The organism is Fluviicola sp. (genome assembly GCF_039596355.1).
Lineage (GTDB): Bacteria > Bacteroidota > Bacteroidia > Flavobacteriales_D > Crocinitomicaceae > Fluviicola.
In genome coordinates this window covers 21,776-47,392 of sequence record NZ_JBCNJW010000007.1, presented here as the reverse complement: position 1 = coordinate 47,392, position 25,617 = coordinate 21,776, and the positions used below count along the sequence as shown (strand labels likewise).

23 protein-coding genes are annotated in these 25,617 nt (G+C 43.5%); 11 read left to right on the top strand and 12 right to left on the bottom strand.

Features of this window, described 5'->3' with window-relative positions; genetic code table 11:
- Positions 1 to 99 precede the first annotated feature (99 nt).
- The gene (locus ABDV94_RS13515) at positions 100 to 2,178 is read right to left on the bottom strand and encodes an insulinase family protein (protein WP_343747727.1); all 2,079 of its coding nucleotides are present in this window, start codon (positions 2,176 to 2,178) and stop codon (positions 100 to 102) included.
- Positions 2,179 to 2,193: 15 nt separating this feature from the next.
- Positions 2,194 to 3,660 carry a pitrilysin family protein gene (locus tag ABDV94_RS13510; RefSeq protein WP_343747726.1) on the bottom strand — a complete coding sequence of 489 codons (1,467 nt, stop codon included), beginning with the start codon at positions 3,658 to 3,660 and terminating at the stop codon, positions 2,194 to 2,196.
- 368 nt (positions 3,661 to 4,028) lie between these two features.
- On the opposite strand from ABDV94_RS13510, the gene ABDV94_RS13505 reads away from it, so the two are divergent.
- From ABDV94_RS13505 to ABDV94_RS13480, 6 genes are all read left to right on the top strand, one after another.
- On the top strand, positions 4,029 to 5,111 hold the full coding sequence (locus tag ABDV94_RS13505) for a hypothetical protein (RefSeq protein ID WP_343747725.1): 1,083 nt from the start codon (positions 4,029 to 4,031) through the stop codon (positions 5,109 to 5,111).
- Positions 5,112 to 5,321: 210 nt separating this feature from the next.
- Positions 5,322 to 5,924: a DUF4494 domain-containing protein gene (locus ABDV94_RS13500; RefSeq protein WP_343747724.1), complete on the top strand. Its 603-nt coding sequence runs from the start codon at positions 5,322 to 5,324 to the stop codon at positions 5,922 to 5,924.
- A 6-nt stretch (positions 5,925 to 5,930) separates the two neighbouring features.
- A complete protein-coding gene (gene pdxH, locus ABDV94_RS13495) occupies positions 5,931 to 6,578 on the top strand; it encodes a pyridoxamine 5'-phosphate oxidase (RefSeq protein ID WP_343747723.1) in 648 nt (215 codons plus the stop codon).
- 3 nt (positions 6,579 to 6,581) lie between these two features.
- The gene (locus ABDV94_RS13490) at positions 6,582 to 7,826 is read left to right on the top strand and encodes a pitrilysin family protein (RefSeq protein WP_343747722.1); all 1,245 of its coding nucleotides are present in this window, start codon (positions 6,582 to 6,584) and stop codon (positions 7,824 to 7,826) included.
- Positions 7,827 to 7,869: 43 nt separating this feature from the next.
- Complete coding sequence (locus tag ABDV94_RS13485; protein ID WP_343747721.1) at positions 7,870 to 8,082, top strand: LPXTG cell wall anchor domain-containing protein; 213 nt, start codon at positions 7,870 to 7,872, stop codon at positions 8,080 to 8,082.
- 45 nt (positions 8,083 to 8,127) lie between these two features.
- Complete coding sequence (locus ABDV94_RS13480) at positions 8,128 to 8,676, top strand: thioredoxin family protein (RefSeq protein WP_343747720.1); 549 nt, start codon at positions 8,128 to 8,130, stop codon at positions 8,674 to 8,676.
- 49 nt (positions 8,677 to 8,725) lie between these two features.
- Here the strand turns inward: ABDV94_RS13480 and tyrS are convergent, their stop codons facing one another.
- The gene (gene tyrS / locus ABDV94_RS13475; RefSeq protein WP_343747719.1) at positions 8,726 to 9,934 is read right to left on the bottom strand and encodes a tyrosine--tRNA ligase; all 1,209 of its coding nucleotides are present in this window, start codon (positions 9,932 to 9,934) and stop codon (positions 8,726 to 8,728) included.
- Between the two features lie 313 nt (positions 9,935 to 10,247).
- Between tyrS and ABDV94_RS13470 the strand changes: the two genes are divergently transcribed.
- The gene (locus tag ABDV94_RS13470) at positions 10,248 to 11,807 is read left to right on the top strand and encodes a gliding motility-associated C-terminal domain-containing protein (protein ID WP_343747718.1); all 1,560 of its coding nucleotides are present in this window, start codon (positions 10,248 to 10,250) and stop codon (positions 11,805 to 11,807) included.
- Between the two features lie 6 nt (positions 11,808 to 11,813).
- Here the strand turns inward: ABDV94_RS13470 and ABDV94_RS13465 are convergent, their stop codons facing one another.
- The 4 genes from ABDV94_RS13465 to ABDV94_RS13450 all read right to left on the bottom strand — a co-directional run bounded on the left by ABDV94_RS13465 (position 11,814) and on the right by ABDV94_RS13450 (position 14,638).
- Positions 11,814 to 12,518 (bottom strand): methyltransferase, encoded by a 705-nt coding sequence (locus ABDV94_RS13465; protein ID WP_343747717.1) that lies wholly within the window; start codon positions 12,516 to 12,518, stop codon positions 11,814 to 11,816.
- Positions 12,518 to 13,048 (bottom strand): ribosome maturation factor RimM, encoded by a 531-nt coding sequence (gene rimM, locus ABDV94_RS13460; RefSeq protein ID WP_343747716.1) that lies wholly within the window; start codon positions 13,046 to 13,048, stop codon positions 12,518 to 12,520. Before rimM ends, ABDV94_RS13465 begins: the two co-directional genes overlap by 1 nt.
- 18 nt (positions 13,049 to 13,066) lie before the next feature.
- A complete protein-coding gene (locus ABDV94_RS13455; protein WP_343747715.1) occupies positions 13,067 to 13,630 on the bottom strand; it encodes a 30S ribosomal protein S16 in 564 nt (187 codons plus the stop codon).
- 174 nt (positions 13,631 to 13,804) lie between these two features.
- The gene (locus tag ABDV94_RS13450; RefSeq protein ID WP_343747714.1) at positions 13,805 to 14,638 is read right to left on the bottom strand and encodes an outer membrane beta-barrel protein; all 834 of its coding nucleotides are present in this window, start codon (positions 14,636 to 14,638) and stop codon (positions 13,805 to 13,807) included.
- A 74-nt stretch (positions 14,639 to 14,712) separates the two neighbouring features.
- Here ABDV94_RS13450 and ABDV94_RS13445 point away from each other — a divergent pair, with 74 nt between their 5' ends.
- The 4 genes from ABDV94_RS13445 to ABDV94_RS13430 all read left to right on the top strand — a co-directional run bounded on the left by ABDV94_RS13445 (position 14,713) and on the right by ABDV94_RS13430 (position 21,648).
- Positions 14,713 to 15,369 (top strand): HD domain-containing protein, encoded by a 657-nt coding sequence (locus ABDV94_RS13445; RefSeq protein ID WP_343747713.1) that lies wholly within the window; start codon positions 14,713 to 14,715, stop codon positions 15,367 to 15,369.
- Between the two features lie 65 nt (positions 15,370 to 15,434).
- On the top strand, positions 15,435 to 16,382 hold the full coding sequence (locus ABDV94_RS13440; protein WP_343747712.1) for an ROK family protein: 948 nt from the start codon (positions 15,435 to 15,437) through the stop codon (positions 16,380 to 16,382).
- A 30-nt stretch (positions 16,383 to 16,412) separates the two neighbouring features.
- Entirely contained in the window at positions 16,413 to 19,394 is a 2,982-nt protein-coding gene (locus ABDV94_RS13435) for a GH92 family glycosyl hydrolase (protein WP_343747711.1), read from the top strand.
- Between the two features lie 127 nt (positions 19,395 to 19,521).
- Positions 19,522 to 21,648, top strand: a complete 2,127-nt coding sequence (locus tag ABDV94_RS13430; protein WP_343747710.1) for a S46 family peptidase — start codon at positions 19,522 to 19,524, stop codon at positions 21,646 to 21,648.
- Between the two features lie 99 nt (positions 21,649 to 21,747).
- On the opposite strand, the gene ABDV94_RS13425 is transcribed toward ABDV94_RS13430, so the two are convergent.
- The 5 genes from ABDV94_RS13425 to ABDV94_RS13405 form a co-directional block, all read right to left on the bottom strand.
- Positions 21,748 to 22,314: a lysozyme inhibitor LprI family protein gene (locus ABDV94_RS13425; RefSeq protein ID WP_343747709.1), complete on the bottom strand. Its 567-nt coding sequence runs from the start codon at positions 22,312 to 22,314 to the stop codon at positions 21,748 to 21,750.
- 10 nt (positions 22,315 to 22,324) lie between these two features.
- Positions 22,325 to 22,939: a hypothetical protein gene (locus tag ABDV94_RS13420; RefSeq protein WP_343747708.1), complete on the bottom strand. Its 615-nt coding sequence runs from the start codon at positions 22,937 to 22,939 to the stop codon at positions 22,325 to 22,327.
- Between the two features lie 269 nt (positions 22,940 to 23,208).
- Complete coding sequence (gene gcvT / locus ABDV94_RS13415) at positions 23,209 to 24,291, bottom strand: glycine cleavage system aminomethyltransferase GcvT (protein ID WP_343747707.1); 1,083 nt, start codon at positions 24,289 to 24,291, stop codon at positions 23,209 to 23,211.
- A 75-nt stretch (positions 24,292 to 24,366) separates the two neighbouring features.
- Positions 24,367 to 25,050 carry a hypothetical protein gene (locus ABDV94_RS13410; protein WP_343747706.1) on the bottom strand — a complete coding sequence of 228 codons (684 nt, stop codon included), beginning with the start codon at positions 25,048 to 25,050 and terminating at the stop codon, positions 24,367 to 24,369.
- A gap of 57 nt (positions 25,051 to 25,107) precedes the next feature.
- Positions 25,108 to 25,506, bottom strand: coding sequence for a hypothetical protein (locus tag ABDV94_RS13405; protein ID WP_343747705.1), 399 nt, complete (start codon positions 25,504 to 25,506; stop codon positions 25,108 to 25,110).
- Positions 25,507 to 25,617: the final 111 nt, after the last annotated feature.

Sequence of the window (25,617 nt, the reverse complement as noted above, 5' to 3'; positions counted from 1 at the left end):
TGAGGTTGGGAATGTATTCAGAAACAGGTTGATGCGTACCGGAAACAAAAAAGGGTCTGACCGAAGCCAAACCCTTTTCGAATGATGAATAAGTCTGATTTATTCAAACATGGTTTTATCAACTTCTCCGTTGAATTCAACGGATTTTACAACACCTGAAAGGCTCATTTCACCAGCTGTCTGAGTCAGTTTGTGAGCAAATAGGAATCCGTTTACATCTTTGTAATCGTCAAATGTTACAGTCGATTCGATCACTTCTTCCCCTTGTTTTACGATGGAAATCGTTTTAAACTTCAGGTTAGTCGTTACGTCGAAGTAGTCGAAAGATTCTTTTTCCCCGTCGTTGCTTACCAATACGTAGTAATCTTTTCCGTTGATGGTTTCGATTCCTTTGATTTCGTATTTCATTCCGGAAGTCTTGTAAGTTGCTTCAGGGAACAAACCTTCACCTTTTTTCTTCGCAGCAAGTTCTTCAGCAGTCAACGCTTTTTTACCGGTCTGCATGTTCATTTCAGAACCTTTTGTTCCGTCGTAGAATGAACTTTGGAATACCATTCCCTGAGCTTCAATTTTCATTGCTTCCTTATTCGGAGCTACGAAAACATCTGTCATGTTGATGGTAACCGGAATTTGAGGAGAAGACAATTCGATTTTTTTCACAACCGATTTCACTTTCTTCATTTTCTTCGCCAAATCCTTTGCAGAAGCTGTTTTCGTTACGGTGTTGATGTAACGTTCGATCAATTGGTCAGCAGTGATGTCCGCTTTCTTCATTTCTTTCACAGGATTTCCGAACGGATCCAGTTTTTCGATGATCCCGTCGCTGTCAAACGCTTTCAGCTTCGGAAGGATTTCTTCGTTTCCTACCACTACGATGTTGAATCCGTTTTTGAAGAACTTCTGAGCTACCATCAATACATCGTCCTTGGAAATTGCTTCCAGGCGTTTCAGGTAAGTTTGGTAGTAATCAGCAGGAAGGTTTTCACGGATGATGTTCAGTGCAAAACGTGCGATTGTCTGCGGTCTTTCCAATGAACGTGCAAATCCTCCGGCCATAGCTGATTTTGCCAGGTTCAATTCGTCATCAGTTACATAGCTGTCGCTGATGCGGTTGATCTCGTTCAGGATTTGTGTGATTGCGGAATCCGTTACGTCGTTTCTGAAGCTTCCGGAAGTTCCGAACCAGCTACCGTTTCGGGTTACTTCGAAGTCAGAATAACATCCATACGTGTACGCTTTGTCCTCCCGCAGGTTCTGCATCAGGCGTGCTCCGAAAGAACCACCACCCAAAATGCTGTTCATGACATTCAATGCAATCTGGTCATTAGCCCCCGGTTTCATATCGATCGGGAACGTAATGTCGATCACAGACTGAACTGCTCCCGGTTTGTTTACGAAAATCACGCGGTTTCCTTTTGCTTTCAATCCGCTTCCGAAATCTTCTTTGTAAACTGCACCGCCTTTCCACGTTCCGAAATACTTTTCAGCCAGTTTCATCGCGTTTTCCTTGTTGATATCACCCACAATGACCAGGTACGCTCCGTTTGGAGTGAATACTTTTTTGTAATCGTTTTTCACATCGTCCATCGTAATAGCAGCCAGAGAAGCCTCGTCCATGACTTCACCCAGCGGGTGGTTCGGGAAGTCGATTTTCTTTTCTGCATTCGAAGCCATGGTGTTCGGATCTGATTTCGCAGACAACAACCCGGATTCGTTTTGTTTTTTGATACGATCGAATTCACTTTGAGGGAAAGCCGGGTTCATCACCACATCCTGCATGATGTCCAAACCTGTTTCCATGTGTTTGGTCAAACAAGAGAAGTAAACAGAACCTCCGTCAGCATCCAAAGATGCTCCCATGTTGTCTACTTCCTTATCCAATACGTCTTTCGAACGTTTGGTTGTTCCGGAAGTAAGCAATTGTCCCATCAATCTGTTGGTTCCCGCTTTGGAACCTTCGATCATCGGGGAAGCTCCCATCGTCAGAGAGAAAGAAACGCGTGGAAGTTTGTGGTTTTCAGAAAGAATCACGGTGATTCCGTTGCTCAGTTTGAAAACTTCCGAGTTTTTGATGTTGATCGTTGGCGCCGCCGCTGCCGCAGGTCTTACAGAACGATCAATTTGTCCGTAAACCCCTGTAAATGCACATAAAGCAACAAGTGTAATTAACTTTTTCATGATCTGATTATTCTGTTAGTTTGCCTTTGGTAAATAATATAAAATGATGCGGTTATCCTGCGTCAGGTACTTTTTCGCAACGCGCTGAATGTCCTCGCGGGTAACGCTCATGTAAAGCTCCATCTGTTTGTTGATCAGCTCCGTATTTCCGAAATACATTCTGTTCTGAGCCAGGTTTTCAGCAATTCCGGCAACAGTAGAGTTCGAACTTACGATTTGGTTCTCAAACTGGTTTCTTACCGCCTGGAATTCTTCTTCGGAAATCAGGTTGTCCTGGATCGATTTGATCTCTTCATCCAGTGATTTTTCCAAATCCTGTACAGACGTTCCGTTTGAAGCAATTGCAGCTACAATTCCCATTCCCGGATCTTCCATGTTGAAGGCAAACGAGAATGCTGCTACAGCCTGCTGTTTTTTCTCAACAATGTCTTTGTTCATACGGGAAGAGTTACTTCCGGAAAGAACCGCGTTCAAAAATTCGATAGCAGCGAAATCCTTATCCGTTTCTTTCGGGAATTTGTATCCCATGAATACAGCCGGAAGCTGGATATTGTCGTAAACCGTTTCTCTCACCACTCCGGAGATTGGTTCGAATGCCGGGTTTGGACGAGGAATCTCGCACGCCATTGCGCTGTATTTTTTCAACAATTCTTTTGCTTTTGCATCCGTCGGGTTGTTGAAGTTTTTCGCATCGAATGCTTTCTTCTCAACGCCGTATTTTGTTTTGAAATCTGCATCGGACAGGTTTTCGAAATCGCGGAACAAATTAATGGCCTGTCCTTTCGGAACGGAAGCAAAATACTTGTCAATCCATTTCTTGGTCTGCTCGATATTGATATCTCCTGCAATCGAAAGAACTGCGTTGGAAGGAACATAGAATGTGTGGTAAAAATTAACGTAATCCACTTCCTGCGCAGCATTCAAATCTTCCATGCTTCCGATCGGAACCCAACGGTAAGGGTGGTTTTTATACGCCAGTTTGAAGAGGTTTTCCATAAACGTTGCATACGGCTGGTTGTCTACACGCTGTCTTTTCTCTTCTTTAACCACTTCGCGCTGTGTTTCAACACCTGTCTGATCCACTTTTGCATGCAGCAAACGCTCACTTTCCAGCCACAATCCCAATTCCAACTGGTTGGAAGGAAGGATTTCGTAGTAGTACGTTCTGTCCTGGCTGGTATTTGCGTTCAATGCACCACCGTTTTTCTCCACCAGTTCGGAGTATTCTCCGCGCTTGATGTTGGTAGAACCTTCAAACAACAAGTGCTCGAAGAAATGCGCAAATCCTGTTCTGGAAGGATTTTCGTTTTTGGAACCTACGTGATACATGACCGAAACAGCTACTATCGGGGTAGCGTGCTCTTCATGCAAAATAACATGCATTCCGTTTGCCAGATCATATTCGACATACTTCACTTTCTCCTGCGAGAAGCCGTAAATCGAAGACGAAAGCAACAATGCTGTAAAAAGACTTTTTTTCATGTTGAATTTTTCGACTAGTTTGATACGAAAATAAAAACAAAATCTCTTTTAGAGTCATTTAGTTGAATTTCGGAGCAAATTCCGGACGAACGGCTTTTATCAATTGAGAATTGACAATTGAAAAGGGAAAAGTGTAATTACGAATGACGATTTGATGGTGTTTTGAGTCTGTTCGAGTACTGAATTAAGACTTTCGTCAGTTCGAGTGCGTAGCGTATCGAGAACGGCGAAAGGAGATTTTTCGGGCCCAGTTGTTCTCGATACACCTCCGTTACACTTCGGTACTCGAACTGACTGGTGTAGGTTCATTCATCATTCAATATTCACAATTCGTAATTAATTGCACGGTTTTTGTTATTTTCGGAACTATGAAATTACTGACTTTTGGCTTCTTGCTTTTTTCAACCGGTCTTTTTGCCCAGAAACAGACGGTTTTCGCCTATATGGATTACAACAATTTTTTCCGGTCGTTTAAAGACGGATATTTCAACCAGGTTGACCACCAGGCTGTAACAGGCCTGCTTCACGGAGACGAGGTGATTGCTTACTACAACAATCAGCGCGACTTTAAAATCTACGATGGAACGTTCTCCCGTGTAATGACCAACCAGCCGGCAACGTTCAAAATTTCGGATCACATGGCGGCATGGAACATCGGTCAGTTGTTGTTCTACTACGAAAACGGGAAACCGCACAATATGACTTCTTTCGGTGGTGATTACTGGGTTTCGGATTCATTGATCACATTCCAGGATACGCGTTACAATTCATTGAATGTCGTTTACCAGGGAAAAATCTCGACACTCGTTCAAAGCACAACAGATCTTCCTGCACCGGTTGTGCAGGGAGACAACCTCCTGGTGTTTAAAGACAACGGAGACATTTATAAAGTATTCTACCGCGGTCAGATTTTTGATCTGGGTACATACAACGGAACAGACTATGAGTTCTTTGCAGGAACAGACATTCTGGGTTTCAACGATCCTCAAACACGTACGTTTGCGGTTTTCCAGGACGGTGAGTTTTTGGACGTAGAAGAATTCCGCGTACCGAAAGTGAAAGCGGGACGCGGGTTCCTGGCTTACGAAGACCTGCAGGGAAACCTGAAATTTTACGGGAAAGGAAAATACGAAACGCTGAGTTCTTTTGCTCAATTCTGGGATGCGAAAGACGACTTGATTGTTTGGGGGGATGCCAACCGAACATACCAGTACTTCAAAGGCGAAAAGAAAGATGTAGCGAATTTTGTGGTAAAAGAATGGCAGCTGAAAAACGACGTGGTTGCATTCCGCACACTGATGGGCGGGGTAGGAGCTTCTATTGGAGGGACATATAAGGAAATTACCACGATCAACGATACCGAATTCCTGATCAACGGCCACGGTGTGATGGTCACTTTGCCGAATCGTGCCGTGATGGTGTTGTATAATGGGCAGATTTACCGGGATTAAGTGAATTCAACATTCAACATGTAAAAAAGAAGACTGAGCGGAGTCGAAGTCATCTTTTTTCAAAAGTGAGCATGGAGAATTGAAAAGATTTGTCAAAGTACTTTGATTCAAGTCATCACGAGACTTTTCTTTTTTAACGGATTACTTTTCAATTTTACCTTTTCAATTTTCAATTAGTCGTATCTTTGTATCTCTAAAAATTTGGATTAAATGAACAGTTGGTTTACCGTTAAGGTTAAATATACAAAGCAGTTGGAAGACGGAACTTTCAAACGCGTTTCTGAACCGTATTTGGTGGCAGCGATGACTTTCACGGATGCTGAAGCACGAATCTATGAAGAATTGGGAAGCCTGATTCGTGGAGAGTTTGTCGTGACGGGAATTTCCCGCACGGATTTCCACGATATTTTCCATTACGAAGATGCAGAAATCTGGTACAAATGTAAAATTACATACGAAGCCGGAGGTGACGGAGGAGAGGAAGGAGCAAAAGCGAAGAAAGTTTCTCAGAACTTCCTGGTAACGGCTCATTCCGTAAAAGATGCATTCGAACGTTTGAAAGAAAGTTTGGGTGGTATGATGATCGATTACGTCATTCCTTCCATTACCATTTCACCGATTATTGATGTGTTCCCTTTCGGAGATGAGTCTGAAGACCGCGTAGCCGTTGAATTTGAACGCCAGGTGAAAGCAGAAGTTGCAGAACACGTGATGGGAACCAAAACGGTATTCTCAGCTCCGGGATCTGATTCCGACGAATTGGAAGATGACGAAGACAGTATTATCGACGATCAGTTTGGAGAAGAAGAATAAGCCTGGATGGACGACATTTTAAAAGCAATCCGCAACGATCATCACCAGTTCGACCAGGGAAAGCTGGAAGAACACTTCGGAGACGAACCGTTTAAGTTATTATCCCGTTGGTTGAGAGAAGCGATTGAAAAACCGGCAACGGAACCCAATGCCATGATTGTTTCGACAATCGGTTTGGATGGATTTCCGCGATCCCGTGTGGTTTACTGGAAAGAATTGCTCGAAGAAGGAATCGTTTTTTACACCAATTATTTAAGCGACAAAGGAAAAGCGATCGAAGCAAACCCAAAAGTCCATGCGTTATTGTATTGGCCCGAAATGGAGCGCCAGATCAGTATTTCCGGATTCGCAGAAAAAGTGCCAACCGAGATGAGCGATGCCTATTTTGAATCGCGTCCACGCGGCAGTAAACTGGGGGCATGGGCTTCTCATCAAAGTGAATTGCTCGTTTCCCGGGAAGAACTGGAAGCACGGGTTGCGGCATTTTCGGAGCAATTTCCCGAGAGTGTGCCTCGTCCGGAACATTGGGGCGGTTACATCATCAAACCGGTCAATGTGGAATTCTGGCAGGGGAGAGCTTCCCGCTTGCACGACCGCATTGTTTTTAACCTGAAACCCGACCATTCCTGGGAATTGTACCGCAAGAATCCTTAACAAATGATTGAATTATTACCTCATATCCATACCCTTTCCAATGGGCTGAGATTGGTTTATTTGCACGCGAATTCACCGGTTGCGCATCTGGGAGTAACTGTTTTGGCCGGTTCCCGGTTTGAAGAGGAACATGAGGTTGGACTTGCACACTTCCTGGAACACAGTATTTTCAAAGGAACGGAAAAACGCAAGGCATTTCACATTCTTTCCCGGCTCGATTCGGTTGGAGGAGAATTGAATGCCTATACCACGAAAGAAGAAATCTGTTTGTATGCTTCTTTTGTAAAATCTCATTTGAATCGTGCGGCCGAACTCCTTTCGGATATTGCCATCAACAGCAACTTTCCCGAAAAGGAAATTCAGAAAGAAAAGGAAATCGTATTGGACGAGCTGAACTCGTACCTCGATAATCCAAGCGATAAGATTTTTGATGATTATGAAGCGCTGATCTTCCCGAACCACCCGCTGGGAAACAATATCCTCGGAACCCCGGAATCTGTTCAGTCCTTCGGAAGAGAATCGCTGAAAAGGTATGTCGACAAGTTTTTCTTTACCGAAAACACGGTGCTTTCTTTTGTGGGAGATATCCCGCTAAACACGCTGGTGAAATGTCTCGAAAAGCACTTCCACTCGATGCCGGGTGGAAAAATCAAAGCCGTTCCCAAAACATTTGACACCTACATGCCGGTGAAAAAACGGGTAGAAGAAGGAAATTACCAGGCACATGCCATTATCGGAGGACTTGCTCCGGGCTACAACAGTGATCACCGCCGCGGAATGACCATGCTGACGAATGTATTGGGTGGTCCGGCAATGAATTCCCGACTCATTTTGTCTGTCCGTGAAAAATACGGTTATACCTATAACATCGAAGCGCAGTATTCGCCTTACCCGGATTTGGGTTATTGGTCCATTTATTTCGGAACGGATCAAAAATACGTCGCTAAAACGATGAAGATTATTTATGCAGAATTGAAAAAACTGCGTGAGATTCCGCTGACTTCAAAACAGTTGCAGCAGGCAAAAGAACAATTGAAAGGGCACATCGCACTGTCCCTGGATTCCAATGTGGGATTGATGCAGGGATTGGGAAAATCGTTGCTGTTGTTCAATCAGATTGACACGATTCAGGAAATGTATGCGAGTATTGATCGTTTGACGAGTGAGGAATTGCAGGAGATTGCACAGCTTTACTTCAAAGAAGAGCATTTGTCGGAGCTGATTTATGACGTGAAATCGGGGACGTAATATTGCGGAATTACGTTTACAGTTTTGTAACTCGTAGCAATGAATGCGGAATTACACATACAAATCCTATCTTTATACCTCATTTATTGATTCATTCTCCATGAGCAACAAACACCAGGGAAAATTTCATTTGCTGGTCATTTTTTTAGTTCCGGCGCTGATTGTTTCCTTTGCTTTTATCGAAAACAAAGCCATTTGGTTTCTGTTGCTTGGGATTGCTCTGATCATCGGATTTTTGGTGTTCCGCAAACGCTGAGAAGGCTTGTTTCTCCTTATCTTTGCAGCATTCAAATAACTTTTTATGACATTTCAGACTTATACAGCATTGTTCGAACAGATTTTACATGATTCGAATCCCCAGGTACCTTATGATAACAAAGATTACTTCGATTATGTCAAACTGAACTGGTCGCGGATGAACCGCTGGTTGAAGAAAGGACAACTTCTTCCTGCTGTTGAGGAGAAAATCAAACAAATCAGTGAACCGCAAAACTGGATTTTGATCACCGAACCATGGTGTGGAGATGCGGCACATAGTGTTCCGTTTATCCAAATGATGGCCGAATTGAATCCGTTGATTCACCTGGATTTGGAACTGCGCGATGCAGAACCGAACCGGATTCAGCATTATCTGACGAATGGCGGAAAAGCAATCCCGAAACTGGTTGTTCAAAATGCGGCAGGAGAAGACCTGGCTGTATGGGGCCCAAGACCTGTAGGATGCCAGGAATTATTTCACGAAATGCAACAAAAACAAGCGCCGTTTGAAGAAGTGAAAACTCGTTTGCAGAACTGGTACAACGAACACAATGGTGTGGAAATCCAGGAAGAAATTATTGCTTTGCTTTGAAAACACAATACGAAATAAACAGAATGCCGGGCAAATCTGCCCGGCATTTTTAATTTTTGATTTCGAAAAAGTCCCGTTTCCCCAATTTGATCCTAATCGCTTTCCGTAATTCAACAATCACCTGCGGATCGAAGATTTTCTCATTGTTTACCTGGACTGCACCACTCTCAATCAGTCGTTTAACAGCCGATTTGGTCGAACCGCTTTTCAACTGGATACACAAGTCGATCAATGGCAATTTCCCGTTGAACGACTGGATGGAGTGAATGGAAATAGGTTGGAATACTTTCTCGTCAAAATTCCGGTTCTGAAACTGGCTGGCGAAGAAAAGGGCTGCTTCCTCGGCAGCTCGTTCATCATGGTATTGCTGAATGATGTTCTTTGCGATGATCTTTTTGAGATTCATCGGGTTTTCACCTTGTTCCAGGCGTTTTTTCAGCGATTCTTTTTCACCTGAGGAGAAATCCGTTGTCAGTTCCAGGAACTCTAAGATCAGGCTATCTGGAATAGACATCGTTTTTCCGAACATTTCGTTGGGAGCTTCCGTCAGTCCAATGAAATTATTAAGTGATTTACTCATCTTCTCTTTCCCGTCCAAGCCTTTCAATAACGGCATGCATAGCACAATCTGCGGATTCATTCCAAAACTTTCCTGGAGCTGTCTTCCCATTGTGCAATTGAATAATTGATCCGTTCCGCCCATCTCGATATCCGCATTGATTTTCACCGAGTCAAATCCCTGTAGAATCGGGTATACGAGTTCGTGCATCGCAATCGGAGTATTGTTCGAAAAGCGTGTATTGAAATCATTTCGTTGCAGGAGTTGTGCTACCGTAACCCGTGACAATAGTTGGATGATTTCAGAAAAAGAAAGCGCTTCCAGCCAGTCGGAATTAAAGACCACGTTCGCTTTGGAGACGTCGATAATTTTATCCAGTTGATGGAGGTATGTTTCCGCATTCCGCTGAACTTCTTCGGTGCTTAGTGGTTTTCTGCTTTTGTTTTTACCTGTCGGGTCGCCAATTCGTGCGGTGAAGCTGCCAACCAGGATCACAATTTGGTGTCCTGCATCCTGGAATTGCTTCAGTTTTTTGAGTACGACAGCGTGTCCAAGATGCAGGTCGGGGGCAGTGGGATCGAATCCGAGTTTGATGACCAGCTTCCGGTTTTCTGCTTTCGCTTGTTTCCATTTCGCTTCCAGTCCATTTTCCGGAAGAATGATTTCGACGTGTTCTTTTAATTTGTTGCGTGTTTCCATTTTTTTGAATAATAAAAAAGCCCGGACAACTTGCCCGGGCTTTCTGGTTATGATAAACTGTTTGTTTTCTTACTTAGAGATTCATCTTGAAGTATATGCATAGCCTTTCCGAGCAGATATTACTCGGTAATAATATGTGCTGAAAAACGGAAGGCGTAAGATGCTGTTCAAAAACTTCATGTCGATACAAAAGTAAGCGATCCGGTTTTGATCTCCAAATAGATTTACTGAATATCATCAAATGATTAAATCAACCGCCAAAATCCAACCTTATGTTGAATATTACGTCATAGCTTAAGAAAATCAATCTTGAATGAAGAACAAAATTGTCCTGTATCACCTGCTTTTTCTATGTTCTGTTTTCAACTTGTCTGCACAGTCGCATTGTCAGAACATTGATTTTGAAGATGGCGATTCCAGCGGATGGATTTCACAGGGAAATGTGGAAATTGTGAACAAGGGACAAACGGATTTTTACGGGAATTTCCCGCTGGCTTCATCCGGTTTTTTTGCCGTAAAACTAGGAAGCCGTGAAGAGTCGAATCTTTCAACGATCAAACGGTCGATTTACATTGACAGTTCAACCAAATACTTTATATACTCCTACGCGGTAGTTTTACTTGGTGTGGATCATAGCGAATCCGAAGCGGCAAGGGTAGAAGTACACGTAACGGATTCATCAGGACAGGTAATTCCCTGTACGCATTTTGTGGCAATTGCCAAACCGCAAATCAGCGATGGTTACCAGGAAAGTGATTCGATGTATTGGAACCTTCCGGTGTTTTACAGGCCATGGGCTACCAACGCGATTGATTTGTCACCTTATATCGGGCAGACACTGAACATAGAACTCGTGAATAAATGGTGTGTTTACGACGTACATTTTGGTTATTCCTATATCGACGCATATTGCACTTCCCAGTTGATCAATACCTTTTCCAGTTGTACGAACCAGAAATACTACATCCGCTGCATTGATGGTTTTGAAGAGTACGTGTGGAGCGGCCCTGGAATTGTAGGCGGTTTGGGAACCAACCTGGTCGAAGTGAATCAGCCGGGATTGTATACAGTCGATATTCCGAATCCGAGTTTCGGGTGCGATTCCATTCATCTTGAAATCAATGTGACTCTGAACGAAGTTCCGGATCTTCCGGAAGCCAATTTCTCCCTGTCCTCCGTTTGTTTGGGAGACACGGCAACTCTTTTCGGGCAAACAACTACCATCAACCCAATCCAGGATCAAAGCTGGGTGATCAACGGTGTGCATGTTGGTTCGAATTTCACCGAACACCTTCCCCTGGATGAAGTGGATGAGTATACGATCACCTATTCGGTGACCAATGAGAGCGGTTGTTCGGATTCCATCACCAAAACATTCACCGTTCGGGAAATTCCTGCCCTGGAACTGGGAGACGCGAAGAAAATATGTCCCGGAGAACCTTTGAAACTCTATAACCTGGCAAATTCAAGTGCAACACTGACCTGGAATACCGGGGAGATTGCTTCGTTTATTGAAGTAGACACACAGGGTGTTTATTATGTGATGGCTTATGACGGATTTTGCACCAATACCGATTCCGTGAAAGTGGATTTTGGAAGCATGCATTTGGGAAATGTTCCCAATATTTTCACTCCGAATCACGACCTGATTAACGATGAATTTGTCATTGAATCGGAAAATCTGACCGGATATCACCTGGAAATCGTGAACAGATGGGGAAATACGGTTTTTGTTTCGGATCATCCGGGTGTGTACTGGAATGGTACGGTAAACGGTGAAGTGGTCAACGACGGCGTCTATTATTACATCCTGGAATACCTCTGCGAGGAATCGAAATTAAAGCGAAGCGGTTTCGTGCAGGTGCAGCGATAGAAAAATTCAGGGAAGCGCTTTGTTGTGAAACTCCTTCGTGAGCACTTTATACGCGTCGGAATAAGTTCCTGAATCTGTCCGGATAGTAAATTCGCTGATTTCTGCAGGAGAATCAATCCGGGAGAAACAATAAATTGTCCGGACATGTTTTCCGGGTTTGCCTTCTACGTGAATTTTCTTTTTGATAAACAGCCCGTTTTTCGAAGCGAGGGTTTCAAGTTGAATTTCTGCAGTATCGGGAACGATAATCCAGGCTGAACCTTCCGGTGTAAGCAGGCGGTCAATGTGACGGATCAGTTCCGGGAAAGGAAGACTTGCCGTGTGTCTGGCCAGTGATTTTTGAGCGTCTTCGTTGGGAAGGCTGTTTTCGAAAAACGGCGGATTGCTGATAATGGCATCGAATAAGTGATCCGGTTGGAAATCCTGAACAGCCTGATGAACGATTGAAATCGGGGAGTCGAAAGGATTGTTTTGCGCGTTGATTTGTGCATCGCGGACAGCTTCTTCCGAAATTTCAAGCCCCGTGATTTCCCTGAACGGAAAGCGCTGCGCGCACATCAGGGTGAGAACTCCGGTTCCTGTACCGATATCAAGCAATTTGCCGGGAGCATCCCAATGGCAGAATGCACCGAGAATCATGGCATCGGTTCCGACTTTCAGTGCGGCGTGTTGTTGTTGGATTTGAAAGTGTTTGAATTGGAAAACACTCATTATTCTCCCAGGTACATTTCAATCAGTCCTTCGGGAGCAGCTACATGGAGAGTTTTCGCCGGGCGATCCACTTTTTGAATCAGTCCCGGAACAAAAGGAATCAGTACTTCTTTTTCATCTTTCATCACCTGGATCAGTGGATTGACGTTGTTGTCCATCACTTGTTCGATGATTCCGACTTCGCCGTAGGATTTGTCTACTAGCTGAAATCCGATGATCTCGTGGTCGTAGAAATGCATATCATCCAGTTCGGGCAAAACAGAAAGTGGTAGGTAGCAGCTTTTACGCAGAATCACTTTCGCGTCGTTTTCAGAGTCAACGCCTTCCAGTTTGACAGCAGCAAACCCTTTGTTTTTTAATTGAAAAGACTGCACGAAGAACGGAGTCAGTTGTCCGTTAATGTCGATGAAAAAAGCATCAAGTGTGCGGTAATCTTCCGGATTGGTTACGTCTAAAAAAAGCGAAACTTCACCTTTGTATCCGTGAAGTTTCGCAATATAACCAAGTTGAAAGCAATCAGTATGTTGCATGGATCAACTTTAAATGAATTAAGCCTCAGCTTCTCCTTCAGCTGCAGGAGCATCCTCAGCCGGAGTTTCTTCAGTAGCATCTGTTGTTGCTTCAACTTCCTCTGCAGGAGCTTCTTCAACAGCAGGTGTGTTTTTAGCTTCAATTGCTTTTGCTTTAGCTTCGTTAGTCTCAACTTCAGCTTTCAAACGTGCAGCTTTGTCAGCAGCAGCATTTTTCCCAAGACCTTCAATTTTACCCTGGATTTTAGACGCTTTGTCAGCTTCCCAGGCAGCAAATTTAGCTTCCACCTGCTCAGCAGTCAAAGCTCCTTTAGCGATTCCTTTCAACAAGTGGTTTTTGTACAAAACTCCTTTGTAAGAAAGAATTGCGCGAGCTGTGTCAGTCATTTCAGCACCTGTTCCAACCCATTTCAAAGTAGATTCGAAATTGATGTCGATAGTTGCCGGGTTTGTGTTTGGATTGTAAACTCCCAATTTCTCGATGAATTTACCATCACGCTTAGCGCGGGAATCAGCTACTACTACGTGGAAAATAGCTTTCCCTTTTTTACCGTGTCTTTGCAAACGAATACGTGTTGCCATAATGTTAATTGTTTGAGGTACGAAACCTCGATTAAAAATGAATATTAACTTCTGTTTAGCGAATAAACAGGGTGCAAAGATAGGAAATCCTTCAGAATCTGCAAATAATGGAAATAAAAAGAGGCAAGATATTTCTACCTTGCCTCAACCAATAACAATTTGATTCAATACGGATTACTTCCCGAATGAGAATTTGATTCCAACCTGGATAAAGAAGTTACTGAAGTTTGCCACCTGGCGCAGATCTTCTTTTGCATTTGCAGTATTTGTTCCGGAAGGGTTTACAGATGCATTGTTAGAAGAATTCGTCAGTTCATCTACATACTTTGTTTGCTTACCGTAAGTAGAAACATTTCCTAACTGGTCTGTACCGTTTACCGTGTATTTTGTCAAATCTGTTTGTTTTGACTTCACACGCAAACTGTTTGCACCCAATTCAGCAAAGAATGCCATTTTTTGTCCGAAATGGACATTCAAACCAACAGCTCCGGTGTATCCCAAAGATACCTTACCGCTTGTTTTCAATTCTGCCATTGTGTTTACTCCTGGAGTTGACGCACCGTTATCGTTGATTTCCGATTTAACAGAACCCAATAATGGTAATACCAGACCTCCACGTGCATAAACCGACAATTTTTCTCCTCCGGATTTCACTACCAAAGCAGGAGAAACACGGAACTGGGAAGAAGACTGAGTGTGTTTGTAGCTTCCTCCAGGAAATGTAGCTTCACCGATTGTTGTTTTAGATCCGAAGAAACCGTTCAATCCCAATTCAACCCCGAAGTGTTCTCCGAACATATAACCCGGAGTCAGGTTTGCCTGAAGTCCGCTTCCAAGTGTTCCATAAATGTTTTTCTCACTATAAGAAGAACTTGTTGAAGTAGTGTTCGTTCCTAATACGTGTCCTGGAGATCCCAGACCATATCCAACGGAAACACCAAGGTTAAACTGAGCAGAAGCTGTACCAAGGGAAAAGACAGCAAGTACGGGTAAAATTAATTTTTTCATAAGCTAAATAGATATTTAAGATTTTTCGCAATTTAGAAGTTAGGAATTAATTATGCAAACATAATATTGAAATCATGCAAAAAAAGATGTTGATCGACCAGTTGAAGGAAATTGTAGAGGAGAAATTCAGGAGCGAAAGTGCTGATCATGACTGGTATCACATCGAGCGGGTTTTGAAACTGGCCGAGTTTATACAAGGAAAAGAAGGGGGAGATTTGGAGGTGGTTCAGGCGGCTGCGTTATTACATGATATTTCCGACCACAAACTAAACGGCGGGATTAAAAATGACTGCGGACGCGTTTCCCGCGAAATCCTGACGTCCCTGGATGCCGATCCGGAACTGATTGAAAAAGTCTGTGATATAGTGGATCACGTTTCTTTTAAAGGAGCCGGAGTGGAAGATGAGGCCGGAAGTCTTGAACTGGCAATTGTACGCGATGCGGACCGGTTGGATGCTATCGGTGCGATCGGCATTGCGCGGGCTTTTCATTTCGGCGGAAAAAGGGACCGCTCACTGTATGAACCGGATTTGCCTCCCGCACTCCATACAAGCTTCGAAGCGTACTCTTCCGACAAGTCGCATACCCTGAACCATTTTTATGAAAAACTCCTCTTACTCAAGGATCGGCTTGTCACTCCGACTGCTCGAAAGATCGGTTCTGAACGCCATGAATTGATGCAGCATTTCGTGGATTCCTTCCTGGAAGAATGGAATGTAAACGTAAAATGAAGATAAATTACTAAATCTGTTTACTAAAGTTTAATTGTCCGAAAAAAAAATAGCAATTTTACGGCATGATTGAACACGTTGCGCTTGGAATAGATATTGGTGGAACCAATACAGCTTATGGTTTGGTGAACCGAAAGGGAGAAGTTCTTTTTGAGGAATCGATTGCTACGTCTGATTATGCGGAGCCGGAAGATTTAGTGGAGAAAATTTACCAGGACGTTCAGAATAACGGTTTTATGGATAACCTGCTTGGTTTGGGAGTAGGTGCGCCAAACGGGAATGCCTTTACCGGGAATATCGAATTTGCTCCGAACCTGAAATGGAAAGGAGTCATTCCGATCGCAGAATTGTTTGAACAGAAGTTTCACCGGCCAACCTTGCTTGCCAATGACGCAAATGCGGCTGCACTCGGAGAACATTTATTTGGAAATGCAAAAGATCTGAACGATTTTGTACTCGTCACATTAGGTACAGGATTGGGTTCCGGAATTTTTATAAACGGTGAACTGATTGTCGGTTCCCAGGGATTTGCCGGAGAATACGGGCATATCCGCGTGGTACATAACGGGCGTTCCTGTGGTTGCGGAAGAAAGGGCTGTTTGGAAACCTATGTTTCCAGCACGGGAGTTGTTCGCAGCGTGAAAGAACTGGAAAGCGAATACAAAGCAGCTTCGTCTTTGAATGACCTTCCGAATATTTCTGCGAAAAAAGTGTTCGAAGCAGCGAGTGCCGGAGATCGGTTTGCCTGCGAGATTGTGGATTATACAGCAGAAATGCTTGGAATTGCCCTGGCCGATTTTGCAGCATTCTCCAACCCGAAAGCATACGTGTTGTTCGGAGGATTGGCGCAAAGCGGCGCTTACTTTTCGGAGAAAGTGAAAAAACACATGGAAGACAACCTGTTAAAGATTTACCAGGGGCACATTGAAGTCCGTAATTCCGCGCTGCACGATATGAATGCAGCTGTTTTGGGAACCGCTGCTTCGATGTTCTGGAATGCGATCAAAAAATAGTTGCTCAGTAGATTGATTAAAAATTGTCCTATGAAAAATGGAATCATAGTATTCACACTTCTTTGTTCTTCGGTGGTTTTTTCCCAGGTGAAGGAACTTAAACAAAACTCGGATGTCGCACGTGACAAAATAGAGAAGCTGAGAACTTCAGCCGGCATTTCAGAACCGACGCAATATGTCAACACGTTTGTCGGAACAGGTGGTCACGGACACACTTTTCCCGGGCCGGTTCTTCCGTTCGGGATGATGCAGGTTGGCCCGGACACACGTTACGAAGGTTGGGACGGCTGCGGTGGTTACCATTATTCGGATTCGGTGATTTACGGATTCAGCCACACGCACTTAAGCGGAACAGGTGTTCCGGATTACGCCGACATCTTATTAGTACCACAGCAAGGAAAATTGAACGTGGTTCCGGGCTATAAAAAAGCCGGAGGTTTCGGGTCGAAATTCAGCCATTCGAAGGAAAGAGCACTGCCTGGATATTACCACGTGGAATTGGAAAACGGAATTACAGCAGATCTGACGGCAACGCTTCGTTGTGCATTACACCGGTACCAATTTTCAGATGTAAAAGGCAAACGCTACATCATTATCGATATGGGATACCGGGACAAGGTGTTAGATGTGGCAGTTACAAAAACAGGAACGAATTCCGTGACCGGGAAACGCATATCCGATGCGTGGGCAACGCACCAGCACGTGTACTTCAGCCTTGAAACATCTGTTGCAATCAAAAAGACTAAGTGGATCCAGGATCCGAAAAACGGCAATTATTTGTTTGTCATGGAATTCCCTGAAGGAGTGAAAGAGATTTCCGTTCGGGTGGGAATTTCAGGAACCGGCGTGGAAGGGGCAATTGCCAATCTGAAATCGGAGCTGAGCACGACGGATTTTGACATCGTACGATCAAGAGCAAAAGATGCCTGGAACAAAGAGTTGTCTAAAATCCGGGTAGAGTCGAAAGATAATAAGATCTTGACCAATTTCTACACAGCCTTGTATCACAGTTACGTTCACCCGTCACTTTGGTCGGATGTGGACGGAAAATTCCGCGATTTCAACGACCAGATTCAGCAGTCTTCCACACCGATGTATTCCGTTTTTTCTTTGTGGGATACTTACCGTGGGGCGAATCCGTTGTACACCATTACACAAGCGGACCGCGTTCCTCATTTCGTAGAATCATTTTACCAGCAATCTAAAAATACGGGCTTGCTTCCGGTTTGGACACTTTCCAATAACGAAACGAACTGTATGATCGGTTACCATTCGGTTTCCGTGATCGCCGATGCCTATTTCAAAGGAATTCCGCTGAAAGATCCGGAAGGCTTACTGGAAGCAATGATTGCATCAAGTACGGCAGATCAGCTGGGGAAAAAGCAGTATGCGGAAATCGGGTTCATTTCTGCCAATTCACAGGCAGAATCCGTTTCCAAAACCCTGGAATATGCTTACGACGACTGGTGTATTGCCAAGTTTGCCGAAAAATTGGGCAAAACAGAGATTGCGAAAAAATACCACATCCGTTCTGCCAACTGGATGAACCTGATGCACCCGGAAACACGTTTCTTCCAGCCAAGAAAAGAGGGCATTTTCCTGCCGTTTTTCAGACCGAATGAAGTGAATCACCACTTTACGGAAGCCAATGGCTGGCAGTATTCGCTGGCTGCTCCTCAGCACATTCAGCCTTTGATTGATATGCACGGCGGAAACGAAGGGATGGTCAATTTCCTGGACAGCATGTTCCTGGGGTCGTCTTCCATGTCGGGGCGTGAACAAGCAGATATCACCGGATTGATCGGACAGTATGCACACGGAAACGAGCCTTCACATCACATGGCATATACCTATAACTATTGCGGAGCTCCGGAAAAAACACAATTTTTTGTCGATTCAATCCTGAAATCGTTCTACACCAATGAACCGGACGGACTTTCCGGGAACGAAGATTGCGGACAAATGAGTGCGTGGTATGTTTTGAGCGCAATGGGATTCTACCCGGTTGCTCCCGGTAGCCCGACATACGCTATCGGCAGACCTTTGATGGATGCGGTGTGGATCGAAACGGGAGACAGAGACTTTCGTATTATTGCTGCGGACAACTCACCGCAGAACAAGTATATTCAGTCGATGGTTTGGGAACAAGAGGGAAAAGCGGTTCCTTACCAGAAATTGTTTCTTACGCATGAAATGATTCTGAGCGGCGGTACACTTCGTATTCAGATGGGGCCGAAACCGAATAAAGAACTGGCAAATTACGAACTGGATCTCCGCAATGAGATCAACCCGGGATTTGTTCCTGTTCCGTTCTTTACAACCGGTCAAACGATGTTTGAATCCCAGATGGAAGTGGGAATCGATGTACTGTTCTTCGAAAAAGGAAAAATCTATTACAGCCTGGATGGACAGAAATTCCAGCCGTTCTACAAGCAGGGAGGAAAGAATATTCTTCTGAACGAAACGGCAACGGTTTATGCAAAAGTGGTGCGCGAAGACGGAGCAGAAAGTAAAGTCATCAAATCGGAGTTCGTAAAATACGTACGCGATAAGAAAATCACCTTGTCTACCGAATATGCGAATCAATATGCCGGAGGCGGTTCGCAGGCTTTGGTCGATGGGCAGCAGGGAACGGACGAATACCGCGGAACGGAATGGCAGGGGTTCAATGGAAAAAACGTAGAAGGAGTAATCGAATTGAACGAAAAGAAAGAAGTTTCAACGATCCGGGTGTCTTACCTGCAGGATCAGAAATCCTGGATTTTTCCTCCGAAAAGCATTTCCATTGAAGTATCTGAAGACGGTGTGAATTTTAAGAAAGCAGGCAAAGCCGTGGGTGTTTCCGTGAAACCGGGAGATACTCCGAAAACAGGAACGATTGCACTTGAAATTGCTCCGACAACCTGCAAATTTATCCGCTTCACGATTGAGAACTACGGTCCGTGTCCGGATTGGCATTTGGGGAAAGGAAACCCGACCTGGTTGTTCCTGGATGAAATCATCGTTAAGTAATTCAAAATGCAAAATGTAAAACTTAGACCTTTTTGAATTTTGCATTTTGAATTAACATTTACATAAACGGTCAATCATTCGCATTAAAAAGTTGTTACCTTTAGCGCTCTTTAAATAAACTCTAAGAATGAAAAAAATAGTATTCGCATTAGTTTTGGCGACCCTTTCATTGGGGAACATTGCTCGTGCAGATGAAGGAATGTGGCTTCCGTTTTTGATCGGGAGAAACTATGAGGACATGAAAAAGCATGGACTGAAGCTGACTCAGGAGCAAATCTACTCGATCAACAAATCTTCGTTGAAAGACGCTGTGATCTCTTTCGGAGGTTTTTGTACCGGTGAAATCATTTCCAACCAGGGATTGATTTTGACCAACCACCACTGTGGATACGATGCGATTGCAGGAGCTTCAACTCCGGAGCACAACTACCTGGATAACGGTTTTTGGGCAAAGAATTTCAAAGAAGAAATTCCGGTTAAAGGATTGACAGCAACATTCATGATCCGTATGGAGGATGTAACTGCACAGGTTGCGAAAGAACTGAATGCAAAAATGACTCCGGAAGAAAGAGCAAAAAAAATCAAGGAAGTAACAGATATTTTGGTGAAAGATGCTGTTGCAGGAACACATTACGAAGCATTCGTACGTGATTTCTACGACGGAAACGAATTTTACCTGTTCGTAAAAGAAACGTTCAAAGACGTACGTTTGGTGGGAACTCCTCCACAATCTGCCGGAAAATTCGGTGGTGACACGGATAACTGGGAATGGCCTCGTCACACGGCAGATTTCTCAATGTTCCGCGTATACGCCGGATCGGACAACAAACCTGCTGATTTCAGTGATTCGAACGTTCCGCTGAAACCAAAGCATTCCCTGCCGATTTCATTGAAAGGTGTGAAACAGGGAGATTATGCGATGATCATGGGGTTCCCGGGTCGTACAAACCGCTACCTGACTTCTTACGGTGTGGATCAGGCGATTTCTTTGGAGCAGCCTAAAATTGTTGATATCCGTGCGAAGAAACTGGAAATCATGAAAAAATACATGGATAAAGATGTAGCGGTTCGTTTGCATTATTCATCCAAGTATGCACAGGTTGCAAACTACTGGAAATACTTCATCGGTCAGACAAAACAGCTGAAAGCAAACCATGTTGCAGACAAAAAGCGCAAAGTGGAAGATGAGTTCACGAAATATGCGACTGGTAAAGAAGAGTACAACAACGTACTTTCCGATATCGAAAAAGCATTCAAAGCAACAAACGACATTATTTATATTAAAGTATACCAAAGTGAATTCGTTCGCCAGGTAGACATCAACTCGGTAGTTTACTTGTATAAAGTCGCATTGGATGCTAAAAATGCAGGAAACGAAGAGCGTTACAACATGATTTTGGATGCGGCGAAATCAACGGCAGAAGAAATCTACGCGGAGCGTTCCATGGATATCGAATTGGAAACATTGGAAGAAGTGCTGAAAATGTACATCCGCGATGTTCCGGCAAGCCAGAAGGTAGGAATTACGAAGTCTATCGGTGAAGACGGTGTGGCAGCATTTATGGCGCGTGTGAAAACAAACTCCATTTTCGCTTCTAAAGAACGTTACGAAGCATTCATGAAAAACTTTGATGCAGCGAAATTGAGCCAGGATCCGTTGTTTATCCTGATCAAAGATTTGGACAATGCATACCAGGCTGCAATGGGACAAGATGCGGTGAAAACAGCAAATACGAAATTGGCTGTTGCAAACCGTTTGTTTGTAAAAGGTGTTCGCGAAATGCAACCAAACAAGAAATTCTACCCGAATGCAAACTCTACCATGCGTTTGACTTACGGGAATGTATTGGCTTACGATCCGCGTGATGCAGTTCATTACGACTATTTCACGACATTGGATGGGGTAATGCAGAAAGAAGATCCTTCCAACCCGGAATTCGTGGTTGATCCGCGTATCAAAGAATTGTGGGAGAAAAAAGACTACGGTCAGTATGGAGTAAACGGGAAATTACCTGTGAACTTCTTGTCAAACAACGACATTACAGGAGGTAACTCCGGTTCTCCGGTAATCAATGCAAACGGAGAATTGATCGGAACGGCATTTGACGGAAACTGGGAAGCAATGTCCGGTGACATCTACTTCGAGCCGAACATTCAGCGTACGATCTCTTTGGACGTTCGTTATACGTTGTGGTTGATCGACAAGTGTTACGGAGCATCCAACCTGATCAGTGAAATGAAGCTGGTAAAGTAATCAAAGCTTGAACATATCGAAAAGCCGCTGGTCAGATGATCAGCGGCTTTTTTGTTGGGGGGACATTGGATTTGTCCGGAACATCATTAAAAACTTTATTTATTCTTTATTGATGTTAAGCCGTTCAATGTAATTGTAAAATTCAATTACCCTGTTTTGCGTCATCTCAATCTCCCTGGAAAGCACGAACAGAACCTGAATACTTCCTCCTCCGGAATAGTTGTCTTTGCTTATCAGCTCATTCATTTGCTTTTCAGATTCACGGTATTTAATCCAGTTTCGTTGTGTTACTTTGAGGATTTCCCTGTCTTCCGGGTTGAGTGCTACAAGTAACATCCGATAGTATTTGTTCAGTAATTTTTCATACGCTTCAAGCATTTTAAGACTGGCGGTTTTCATACCGTAATCAGAATAATCCTGTGCAACATACAACTCGAATCGTTTAGAAATTGTAAGCGTGTCGCTTGCGAATTCAATACTGACCTTCTTCTCAGCTTCGTTCAGATACTCTTTCGAAGTGAGTACCTGCTTTAAACTGTCTGTGCTTTCTTTGATGATCTTTTCAAACCTGATAGAATCACTTTTACTGACTTCCTTTATATCCGTTTGGGAATATGCAAAAGGAATCGATAACAAAGCAATCATGGTAAGGAGCGTTTCTTTCATTCGGTGCATTTTAGTGGAACGTTGATTCCTTAAATGCTTTAAGCATTTCATTCTTGTCTTTTTCATTGTTATAGGAAATACTGACACCAAAGCTAAACCCGTTGATGAGCCTGCAGTAATTAATCTGTTTTAGCGTGGCTTTTCCTTTTGGGTCGAAGATGATAAAATCATAACGATAAAAATCCAACCCATCAATTCTTTTAATAGTTGTTTCGGAAGTATCTATTGTTATTCCAAGGTTCTGATAGGTATCATAAATGATTCTTTTCATTTTTCCCAAACTATCTTCCCATTCTTCTTTGTATTTCATGTTAAACGGTTTTGAATTGGACCGGAATATGTTATATGGATTGCTTTGAAAGGAGATTAAGTTTCTGATGGTGTGATAATCGATTTTCCTATTGATTACTTTTTCCATGGCTTTCACCCCTTTTTTATCGGCTTCCCTGACTTTTTTCAAATCGAGGACTTCCCAACCTTGAGGAATTTTGATCGTCCAGCCGATTTCTTTACTGGAATAGTTATGTCCTCTGATTTTTCCTTCGTCGGTTTTCTTTGCGGGTTGCATGCAAGAAGATAAAGAAAGAAGCGCTCCGATAGTAAGGCGTAAAAAGAATCGTGTCATGTTTGTAGTTTTGGCTTATGCGATACGATTGATCGTGTGAAGGTGAAAATACTATTTTTCAACGTAATACAATGTCTTGCTTTTATCAAATAGCTAGAGAAAGCGTACAAAAAAAGTGGAACTGCTTGCACAATCCCACTTGCGTATGTTGCTTTCACTTCTCCTGTCAGTTCGAGTATTCCGTCTACTTATTCTCGATACGTTCCGACTCATTTGTCGGAACTACTCGAATTGACATATACGGAATGTATCGAGAACGACAGGGGTCGTTATTTCTGATAAAAAGGCAATTTAGCTACTTGTGCTTTCACGCCTTTCTCACGGATTTCGATAAAAATCTCGCTTCCCGGAGCAGCAAATTCCGTTTTCACGTATGCCATTCCGATTGCTTTTTTCACGCTTGGCCCCTGAGTTCCGGAAGTTACTTTCCCGATTTCGTTTCCGTCAGCGTCCAATACACGGTAATCGTGACGCGGAATACCACGGTCAACCATTTCGAAACCGATCAACTTGCGGGAAACTCCTGCTTCTTTCTGCGCTTTCAGGAATTCTGCATCTACGAAATCTTTGGTGAATTTGGTAATCCAACCCAAACCTGCTTCCAGTGGAGAAGTTGTATCGTCGATATCGTTTCCGTACAGGCAGAAGCCCATTTCCAGGCGTAGTGTATCGCGGGCAGCCAAACCGATCGGCTTGATTCCGAATGCAGCACCTGCTTCAAATACTTTGTCCCAAACTTGTTGTACTTCTGAATTCTTACAGTAAATCTCAAAACCTCCCGATCCGGTGTATCCTGTTGCGGAAATGATCACGTAATCGATTCCTGCAAACGGACCTACTTCAAAATGGTAGTATTTGATCGCAGATAAATCGACACTAGTCAGAGACTGCATCGCTTCAACAGCTTTCGGTCCCTGGATGGCCAGCAACGAGTAATCGTCGGAAAGATTTCTCATAGTCACATGTTTCGTGTTGTGAGAAGAAATCCAGTTCCAGTCTTTTTCAATGTTCGAAGCGTTTACCACCAACAGGTATTCTTCTTCCTTGATTTTGTATACGATCAAATCATCTACAATCCCGCCTTTTCCGTTTGGAAGACAAGAGTACTGCGCACGACCGATTGTCAGGGTAGAAGCATCATTGCTGGTTACGCGCTGAATCAAATCCAGGGCATCCGGCCCGGACAACAAAAACTCTCCCATATGAGAAACATCAAATACACCAACTGCATTTCGGACAGTTTCGTGTTCTGTGATCACGCCTTCGTACTGAACAGGCATGTTAAATCCGGCAAAAGGAACCATTTTAGCTCCCAAAGCCTCGTGCACATGGGTAAGAGCAGTGTTTTTCATCTATTTACTTTTTGGCGTAAAAGTAAAAATTCCTTTTCATTTGAGCTTCGAAAGTTGGAATAAATCCCCCGGTGCTTACTGGATGATCAGTTTGGAACCGTGATAAGGGCAAAACTCGTAGTTTGCCGGGAACAATTCGCCGTCATTCGGGCATTTGGAATCTGTGAACAAGCTCGGTAACGGCAGGTGGGAAGTGAACTTCGTCGAATTAAGATTAATCGTGAATTCCTGGTCGGAGTATGGATCGAGGATATTCTGCCCGTTCGCATCCGTGATTTCCAGGTAGAAGAAAATCATTCCCGAACCAAAATCGCCCAGCATCCGGGAAAACATGATTCCGAGCGATGAACTGATGACCTTCAGGTCGCCGGAAAGTTTGGATTCCGGAATTGGCTTGTAGGTTTTGTCCTTGAATTTCACTGTGAATCCTTTTCGCAATTCCTCTTCGCTTTTAGCTTCAAATTTTTGGGTATACGGATTGATCTTTCCTGAAACCACCACGAAGATGCTCTTGTTTCCGAGGATTTCCTTGAACTGATTCACAATTTCCGGGGTCAGTGTTTTCGGATCTTTTGCCGAAAAGTAATCCCAATAGATATCCGGAAACCAATAAACGATACTGGTTTCGTGCTGGTCCGTTTTGGTAGACATAATATCCTTTACCAATTTGGTTTGATCAATATTGACCAATTCCAGTTTGGACTGTGCCATGGAGAAAATAGAAAGACCCAGTGACAGGATCAATAGAATAGGTTTCATGCTGTTGAATTTAGGTGTAAATATAGACAAACAGGAATTAGAATTAGCAATCCGGATTTAATTGGAAGCAGCCAGTTTGGAGAAACGGATGGTACAGTCTCGCTCGCGGGCGTCCGGGTTTTCAAAAGCTCCGAAGCGCAGTGTTGCAATGGATTTATCCATGAAGTAATGCTGTTCCAGGATGGGTTTGATCGCTTCAAACAACTGCTCTGCATTCTTCCCGTTGAAATACAGGTAACCATCTCCGAAATCCAGGGAGATATCGTGACCTTCATATCTTCCCAGGTTGGAATTGGTGATGTTGGAATGAAGCTGTTCTTCCAGTTCATGTAATTCGGATAAGTCTTCAATTCCGTAAAAGAATTGAATAACTACCAGGTGTTCTTCAGGTGGGAGAGAGGTTGCAGTTTTGTCAGTAGGTGTGTGTTTTCGCTGAAAAAGACCAAACAAACTCATTGTGCACGATTTTCAATTCATAAGTAAGTTAGCCAAAAAAAATGAAACTTCAAGAGTCATTAACTTATTTAACAAAATGTTAATCCACTGTAAAACAATGCTTTTTTGAAC